The organism is Prevotella sp. ICM33 (assembly GCF_000517825.1).
GTDB lineage: Bacteria > Bacteroidota > Bacteroidia > Bacteroidales > Bacteroidaceae > Prevotella > Prevotella melaninogenica.
Genome location: NZ_JACD01000085.1, coordinates 23124 through 32255, shown reverse-complemented (window position 1 = coordinate 32255; position 9132 = coordinate 23124). Strand labels below are relative to the sequence as shown.

Annotated in this window: 6 protein-coding genes; 1 reads left to right on the top strand and 5 read right to left on the bottom strand. The window is 44.1% G+C overall.

The window, feature by feature from the left end; genetic code table 11:
* Positions 1–582: 582 nt before the first annotated feature.
* The 5 genes from dnaA to HMPREF1505_RS10460 form a co-directional block, all read right to left on the bottom strand.
* Positions 583–1989 (bottom strand): chromosomal replication initiator protein DnaA, encoded by a 1407-nt coding sequence (gene dnaA / locus HMPREF1505_RS10480; protein ID WP_036925205.1) that lies wholly within the window; start codon positions 1987–1989, stop codon positions 583–585.
* Positions 1990–2364: 375 nt separating this feature from the next.
* Positions 2365–3345 (bottom strand): MlaD family protein, encoded by a 981-nt coding sequence (locus HMPREF1505_RS10475; RefSeq protein ID WP_036925204.1) that lies wholly within the window; start codon positions 3343–3345, stop codon positions 2365–2367.
* A gap of 11 nt (positions 3346–3356) precedes the next feature.
* Positions 3357–4688 (bottom strand): N-acetylmuramoyl-L-alanine amidase, encoded by a 1332-nt coding sequence (locus HMPREF1505_RS10470; protein ID WP_036925202.1) that lies wholly within the window; start codon positions 4686–4688, stop codon positions 3357–3359.
* A gap of 52 nt (positions 4689–4740) precedes the next feature.
* Complete coding sequence (folB, locus tag HMPREF1505_RS10465; protein ID WP_036925208.1) at positions 4741–5124, bottom strand: dihydroneopterin aldolase; 384 nt, start codon at positions 5122–5124, stop codon at positions 4741–4743.
* Between the two features lie 138 nt (positions 5125–5262).
* The gene (locus HMPREF1505_RS10460) at positions 5263–7863 is read right to left on the bottom strand and encodes an adenosylcobalamin-dependent ribonucleoside-diphosphate reductase (protein WP_036925201.1); all 2601 of its coding nucleotides are present in this window, start codon (positions 7861–7863) and stop codon (positions 5263–5265) included.
* Between the two features lie 97 nt (positions 7864–7960).
* Here HMPREF1505_RS10460 and HMPREF1505_RS10455 point away from each other — a divergent pair, with 97 nt between their 5' ends.
* A complete protein-coding gene (locus tag HMPREF1505_RS10455; RefSeq protein WP_036925200.1) occupies positions 7961–8692 on the top strand; it encodes a nitroreductase family protein in 732 nt (243 codons plus the stop codon).
* The last annotated feature ends 440 nt before the right edge of the window (positions 8693–9132 follow it).

Below are 9132 nucleotides of genomic sequence, written 5' to 3'. Positions count from 1 at the left end.
CAAGCTCCGTCGCTCTATGCACCGACGGTGCCTCCGTGACTTCCATTGCTTTTTTTAATAATCCTCTGTCCTCTCCTTTTCTCCGTGTGACCTTTCGTCAGAGAACTAAGTTTGGACAAATCTTTATCACTCCAAATTCCGGAAGAACCTTTTTTATTACGTTTAATGCCAAACAGTCCTACCCAAAATGAACAATTTTAAATGGGTATCCTTAACCATCTCCAAAACCACTCCTTACAACGAATGTAATTATTTTTCACATCCTCGTTTTTAAAAGATGCTCTTTTGGCTTCGAAAAGACGCCCAATTGGCTTGCAAGAGATGCCCTTTTGAACGCTTACTAACGCCCTTTTCATGCCTAAGTAAGCACCTATTAGAAAGCAACCTTGTAAGTTCTTGATTTTATGTAAGTTACAAAGACATCACGATCAGTACTTTTTGGAGTTTTTAAGGGAGTTTTTACGCTTGCTTTGTAATAATTTTTCAAAGTAAGGGGAAGGTTATTTTCAGGTGAGGGTTTAAGGTTTAAGGCAATTAAAAAAGCCTGCCACGACCATGCGACAGACTTTCAAACTAATGACCTTATGCTTTTAACTTAAAAGAGTTTTCAATACTTGCGATTTCAGCATGGAATCCTTTGTCAACCTTTAGTCGGTCTTCAATCTTTGAACAACTGTGGATTACGGTGCTGTGGTCACGATTACCCACCAACTTTCCGATACGACTTGCAGGCATCTTCGTATATTTCTGTGCCATATACATGCTCACTTGGCGTGCCATCACAATGTCTTTCTTGCGAGAACGAGAGTTGACTGCCGACATCGTGACATTATAATGTGAGCAAACCTTGTCCATGATATCGTCAATTGTCAGCGGTTCGTCGTCAATCTTCACAGCACGTTTGATAACACGCTCAGCCAATCTCATATCAATATTACTATTGTAAACGACGCTGTAAGCGAGCAATGAGTTGATAACACCCTGAAGGTCACGTACACTACCATTAGCAGTTTCGGCGATAAAGCGCACTACATCCTCTGGAATGTTAAGACCATCACGCTTAATCTTGCTGTGGAGAATATCCACACAAAGCTGTACGTTTGGCTTTTCCAACTCTGCAATCAGTCCGCAAGAGAAACGAGTCAGCAAGCGGTCGTTCATACCCTTCAGGTCGACTGGTGGGCGGTCGCTCGCTAAGATGATACGTTTTCCGTTACGGAAAAGGTGGTTGAAAATATGGAAGAAGGTATCCTGCGTCTTTGTTGCAGTAACCCATTCCTGGATATCATCGACAATCAGAATATCAATTGTCTGATAGAAGTTGATAAAATCGTTGGTAGTATTCTGTCGTACAGAATCGGTGTACTGTACTTGGAACAGACGTGCAGACACGTATAACACACGCTTTTGTGGATAAAGCTGCTTTGCTTTTAATCCGATAGCATTCACAAGGTGAGTCTTTCCACAGCCCGATGGTCCATAGATGAACATTGGGTTAAACTGTGTTGTGTTAGGGTGTTCTGCGATAGAAAGACCGATAGAACGAGGGAGTTTGTTGCTGTCGCCTTCAACATAGTTGCTGAATGACTTATGAGGGTCGAGCTGCGAATCGAGGTCCTGTGGCACTGTATCCAGTACGGTTGGGCTCTGATTAGCGCGAGCAGTAGGACGCTGTGACGAGATATCCTCTACGGTGTCCTGCTCTAAGTCTTGTGACAAATGATTCTCCTGATCAACCATTACACGATACGTCAGTTGTACGCCTTGTCCGAAGACACGCGTCAAGACCTTACGTAGCAAGTCTACGTAATGTCCTTCCAAATACTCATATACGAATTGGCTTGGGACCTGAACTAACAATGTCTTTGATGCTGGCTTGTACGACTGTAAAACAATCGGACGAAACCAAGTGTCAAATTGCTGCTCGGTCACATTCTCCTTTATGAGCTGGAGGCAACTATCCCAAAGATTTTTAGGACTGACGTTCATAATTGGTTATCTATAAATATCTATGTCTTTCTCGAAATAGTGGCTTGCCGACTATCTCTGATTAATTTCGATAGTGCAAAGATAGCAATTTATTTATAAAGAGAACTATTTGTAAGATAATGTCCTAAAGACGTGAAAGTTTGTAAATCGTTATATCTGTGGAGGTTGCGTTATCTTTCTTACGAACCACTCATTTTGCGTAGTTGTGTAATTGTAAGTATTTGAAAAACAATAAGTTTCACCCGCCTTACACCCTTTATGACGCTGAGAGTGAAACAAACGCAGGGAAAGCGCAAAGAAGCTGATATTCAAACAGCTTCAAGAAGCTTTCCCTGCGTGTGAAACATTGACGATATTATTTAGACTATATTTAAATTACTTGTCTTTTCTACCAAAGATAGAGAAATGAACATAACGCTTTGGATGTGCTTTAAGATTTGTCAAAAGACTATCTGCTGAGCGCATCGTGCTATTAAGATTATTGTACAAAGAGGCGTCGTTAAGCATCAAGCCCATTGTACCCTCGTTGCTATTCAGCTTAGCAGTGAGCGAGTTCATATTGTCTAAAGTTGCGTTCACCTTAGCCATCGTAGCCTCAACATCGAGTCCGTTCACCTTATTATTAAGGTTAGACATCATCGTATTTGCGCCACGGATAGCCCCACGAGCCTCTGTAACGCCTCTGTTTGCGTTTACCATCATGCCGTTGGCATTGTCCATCACCCTACCAGCCTTTGCAGCCACAACAGGCAAAGAACCATTAACCTGTGCAAGCAAGGTGTTAAGCTCACGGGTAGAAGTAGTAAGATTGGCTGTAATCTTGTCTATATTGTGTACCGAACTCTGAAGAGCTGGGTCGGCAAGGAGTGTATTTACGCTTCCAAGGATGCTATCCAACTTTGGCAACATCTTCTGGATAGAAGGCACCATACTCTTCAAGTCGCCTAAAGTACCATCATTAATAACACCGTCAATCCATCCGTTAGGCTCCAAGAACTTCGTGCTTTTGCCAAACTGTAGTACGACCTTCACGTTACCCATGATGTCACTAACAATCTCAGCGGTAGTACCCTCTGGGATTCTCAATGTCTTTTCAACATCGATATCAACTGTGATAGACTCGCCTAACTTGTCATAGTCGTAATCAATATTCCTAACGATACCCACCTTAAAACCGCGAGCATAGACAGGAGTTGATGTAGACAAGCCCGTGATATCGTTGAACTTGATCTTGTAATGTGCGTCATTCGAGAAGAGGGAAATACCTCTTAGGAACTGTATTCCAAAGAATAACACAACGATAGCAAGTATAGCAACGATGGCAATCCTTACTTGTGGTGTGAAAAATTTCTTCATATCCGTTTTGTTTACTTATTCTTTTTATTCTTGAGAAACTCTGCTATTGCTTGGTTGACATCCATACGTGCACCGTTTTTGTAGGCAATAATAAAAGCTTGTGGGAAGTCTTTCAAGAGCTTTCCACGCAAGCGTGAGATGTCGTTATAATTCGTACTGGAGCCTATACAATACTTATAAAAGTTGCCTTCTTGAACACAATCAATGTCTGTATGCCCACGGAAGAGTTCACTACCCGACCGCAACTGACGGTTAGAAGCCAACACTTGCACCTTAAAGACAGGTACGCTCTTTGCCGTTTCAGCCTCTGAATCATTACAAGGGAGCAACTCTCGAATCGCATCTGAAATCCTCTTCTTCGCCTCTTGTACCTTATTCATAGGGCGAGCTGGGGGTGCTGGGGTGGAAGAACGTGGCTGCTCTACGGGTACTGTAGAACGAGAACGCTGCACTGGAGCCACAGAACGGGAACGCTCTATTGGCGCAACAGGATGCGGTTTAGTTGTTGGGGCAGTTGGGACAACGCGATCTATCACGATTCGTTTGTTCTCAACAGGGCGGTAAGGCACCACGATACGTGTGTCATAGGCATTCTTGTATTGTACAAAAGCATTGTAAATACCCTTTGCCATAGCATCTATACCCGCTGGAGAGTTCAGATATTCCTCCTCATCAGCTGCCGTAATGAAGCCTAACTCTATCAAGCAACTTGGCATATAACTCTCTCTCAACACGAGGAAACCAGCCTGATGAACACCCTTGTCGATACGTCCTGCAGACGAACAAACAGAGTTCTGTATCATTCGAGCTAACTCAACACTCCGCTCCATGTTCGCATTCTGCATGAATTCAAACATGATATAACTCTCTGAGGAGTTTGGGTCAAAACCCTGATAGGTCTGCTGATAGCCTTTCTCCATTGAGATTACGCCATTCTCTCGCATAGCCACATCGAGGTTAGCCTTTGCACGGTGCATACCTAAGGTGTACACCTGAAATCCCTTTACATAACGCCCTGATGCCACAGAGTTCGTATGTACGGATATAAAGAGGTCTGCCTTAGCCTTATTGGCGATGTCTGCACGTTGATGCAAAGGGATAAACACGTCGGTCTTACGGGTATAAATCACATTGACATCTGGCATATTCCTCTCAACATAACGACCAAAAGCCAAAGCTATATTCAAGTTGATGTCCTTCTCCTTTGATATTGCACCTATCGCACCAGCGTCATGACCACCATGACCGGGGTCAATAACAAGTGTGAACCGTCCGTCTGCAGCCCATGACAGGCTTACCGACAAGACCAAGAAAACAAGGAGAAGCGATATTTTCTTAAACATACTTAACTATTTAAAGGGCAAAGATACGGCTTTTCGTTGGGAAACCAAGGCTCTAAACCTCGGTTTTATCATTTATTAAGTGTAATTCCACGCCTGCCCCATCACTGTCAGCACCCATTGGGGGATTAAGTTTCACGAGTTTTAAGTCGATACTACTTAGCATTGGGAAAGCCGCACACAATGCTTCGACAATGGACCCAGCGACAGATTCTAACAGGCGAGCGGGTTGTTTCATGACTTCTCTTATGACATTAAAAGCCTCTGCATAGTTCAGTGTGTCAGCAACATCATCGCTCTCCATTGCCGTTGCAAACGGATAGCCTAACCGTAGGTCAAGAACGTACTCATTACCGACCATTCGCTCCTGCTCCCCTACTCCGATACGAGCATGGAAGTGAAGACCTTGCAGAAGTATATAACTTGTCATTAATTTCATCATTCTTTAAGAGAAGTGAGGGCAAGACGAGCTGCCTGCCCTTTGTTTTAATCCAAGACTGTCATTAGTCTACAATAGGTATATGTATGGTTTACTAATAACCGAAATGGGATTTAATTGAACTTTACTGCTAACTGCTTAGCCACAACGTGAGGCACCACAGTTGGTACAAATCAGACAACCTTCTTGATAAACAAGGGTCTCTTGACCACAGACTGGACATTTCAAGCCTGACGCACTCGTACCATCAACAACATACTTCTTCAATGCGCGTTCAACACCATTCTTCCAAGTATTGATGCTTTCGTTCTTCAATTGCAGCGAACCAACGAGCTTGATGACGTGATCGATTGGCATACGATAACGCAATACGCCTGAAATCAACTTCGCATAGTTCCAATACTCTGGGTTGAACTTCTCTGACAAGCCTTCAACGGTAGTCTTATAGCCACGCTTATTCTCGAACTGGAAGTCGTAACGATGACTGCCGTCTTCGGCTGTTTGCTTGATAATCTTACCCTTAGTAACGCTCTTTGGAAGGGCAATACCCTCCTCATCGTCCTGCAAACCAGTAAAGATTTCGTAAGGATAACCCTCTAACAAACCAACGAAAGCCACCCATTTCTCTTTGTTGTTTTGGAAGCGTACGACGTCACACTCCAATTCTTTTGGACGAACTTCAATTACATTTGGATGATTACAGATATGCTCATGATGTTCCTCAGCTGAGTTAAGGTCTTTTACCTTCTCCTCATCGACAGGCTTTTCGTCCTTTGTCTTGTCCTTCTTCGATACCGAAATCATCACACCTGAGCGACTCCCGTCACGATAGATAGTACAACCCTTGCAACCACTACGCCATGCCTCTACATAAAGTTTGTTCACCAACTCCTCGTCAACCTGATTTGGAAGGTTCACAGTCACTGAGATTGAGTGGTCTACCCACTTCTGAATCTCGCCCTGCATACGTACCTTCATTAACCAATCGACGTCGTTTGCGGTAGCTTTATAATAAGGAGAGCGCTTCACAAGTTCGTCAATCTCTTCCTGACTGTACTTCTTCTGCGTATCGATTCCGTTCACCTCCATCCATGTCAGGAACTTACGGTGGTAAACAATGTACTCTTCAAAAGAATCACCTACCTCATCAACGAAGTCTACATGTACATCCGTATCATTTGGATTCACCTTACGGCGACGCTTATATACAGGCATAAAGACAGGTTCAATACCCGATGTCGTCTGTGTCATGAGCGAGGTTGTACCCGTAGGAGCAATCGTCAGACAGGCAATATTTCTACGACCATACTTCTTCATATCCTCGTAGAGTTGTCCGTCAGCCTCCTTCAAACGAAGAATAAACGGATTCTTCTCCTCTCGCTTAGCATCATATATCTCAAACGCACCACGCTCCTGTGCCATTGTCACTGATGAACGATAAGCATTCAGAGCCAAAGTGCGATGGATATCAACAGAGAAGTCGGTTGCTTCCTGTGTTCCATAACGCAAGCCCATAGCTGCTATCATATCGCCCTCAGCGGTGATTCCCACACCTGTACGACGACCCTGACAGCTCTTTTTCTTGATCTTCTCCCAAAGATGATACTCTGCACTCTTCACCTCATCCACCTGAGGATCGGTCTTTATCTTCGACAGGATGAGGTCGATTTTCTCCATCTCAAGGTCGATGATGTCGTCCATCAATCGCTGTGCGAGCTGTGCATGACGCTTAAACAATTCCATATCGAAGCGTGCATGGTCTGTAAATGGGTCGATAACGTATGAATAGAGATTCAACGAAAGGAGTCGACAACTATCGTATGGACAGAGTGGAATCTCACCACATGGGTTCGTTGAAACGGTCTGGAAACCAAGGTCTGCATAACAATCAGGAATACTCTCTCGGATAATTGTATCCCAAAACAACACGCCCGGCTCGGCACTCTTCCATGCGTTATGTACAATCTTTTCCCATAATGCCTTAGCAGAAATCTCCTTCGTTACGCTTGGCTTGCTGCTATTGGTAGGGAACTGCTGTACGTATGTCTTATCCTCAACGACTGCCTGCATGAACTCATCGGTAATCTTCACCGACACATTAGCACCGGTCACCTTACCTTCTTCCATCTTGGCATCGATAAACGCCTCTGAATCTGGATGCTTAATACTTACAGAAAGCATCAAGGCACCACGACGACCATCCTGCGCTACCTCACGAGTACTGTTTGAATAACGTTCCATAAAAGGAACAAGACCCGTTGAAGTCAGGGCTGAGTTGTTCACTGGTGAGCCTTTCGGACGGATATGAGTCAAGTCATGTCCTACTCCACCACGACGCTTCATCAACTGTACCTGCTCTTCGTCAATGCGCATAATGGCACCATAAGAATCGGCATTACCGTCCAAACCAATTACAAAACAGTTGGAAAGGGATGCCACCTGATAGTTATTACCGATACCTGTCATCGGACTACCAGCAGGGATAATATATCTGAAATGGTCCAAGAGATCGAAAACCTCCTGTGCCGTCAAAGGGTTCTTATATTTGTTTTCAATACGAGCTATCTCGTTAGCAATGCGCCAATGCATCTGTTCTGGCGACTTCTCATAGATATTTCCGAAGCTATCCTTCATCGCATACTTGTTGACCCACACACGAGCAGCAAGTTCGTCTCCACCGAAATAAGCTAAAGATGCTTGAAAAGCTTCATCGAATGAGTAAGTTTGTTTGGTTTCCATTATTGTCGTTTTAGAATTTTTTTCGTCTGCGAAGTTACGAATTGTTTTCCAAAATAGAAAACATTTACTTAACTTTGTAGCATCAAAATTATCTAAAATGAAAACTATAAATACAAGAAAGACGATAAGAAAATACACCAACAAGGATGTATCGGAGGATTTACTGAAAACTCTATTAGAGAAGGCTGAGCGTACCCCAACAATGGGAAACCTGCAGCTTTACTCGGTTGTCATCACACGAAACGAGGAAAAGAAGGCGCAATTGGCACCTGCTCATTTCAACCAATCGATGGTCATGGGAGCACCTGTGGTCCTCACCTTCTGCGCTGACTTCCGTCGTACTACGCTCTGGGCGGAGAACCGTAAGGCTACTCCGGGTTACGACAACTTCCTTTCTTTCCTCAATGCTGCCACCGATGCGCTGCTCTATTGTCAGACTTTCTGCAACCTTGCTGAGGAAGAAGGCTTAGGTACTTGCTTCTTGGGTACAACCATTTACAACCCCAAAGCTATCATTGAAGTCCTACAACTGCCACGCTTAGTGATGCCTGTTGCCACTATCACACTCGGTTGGCCTGCAGAAGATCCTGCCCTCACCGACCGCCTTCCTATCGACAGCATCATCCACCACGAAACTTACGAAGACTATACCCCCGACCGTATCGATGCTTTCTATACGCCAAAGGAGCAGTTAGAGGAAAACAAACACTTTGTGGAAATCAACAACAAAGAAACCCTCGCACAGGTCTTCACCGACCTCAGATATACAAAAGAGGCGAATGAAGCAATATCAAAGGCGTTGTTAGAAACGCTGAAGGGGCAGTGGTAAAAAAAAGAAACAACCAAAACACACCACAGCAACAAACAGCCCCTCCCCCTTGCCCCTCCCCCAAAGGGAGGGGAGTAAAATGCGTGATACCCCTTGTGGTTTGCAAGTGTTTCCACTCATTATGATTGGCAAACTATATCCAGCACTCCCCTCTCTGCAGGAGAGGGGCTGGGGGTGAGGCTTTTTTTCATCCTATTAACGCCCCGCACATCATGTGCTAAGCCTCCGCACGCCGTGTGTTAAGCCCCCTCACATATCTCTTTACACACAAATACCAGCATTATTAGGTCTTCAGCATTGTCTTTCAAAAGGCTAAGACTATATGAGAATTAGCCTTAATCCTTACTATATTTTATATAAAACACACCTTTTATATATCCCTTCTCTATCCTGAAATAGCAAACAATATGGAAACCACAAGGGGTACCTCGCATTTCACT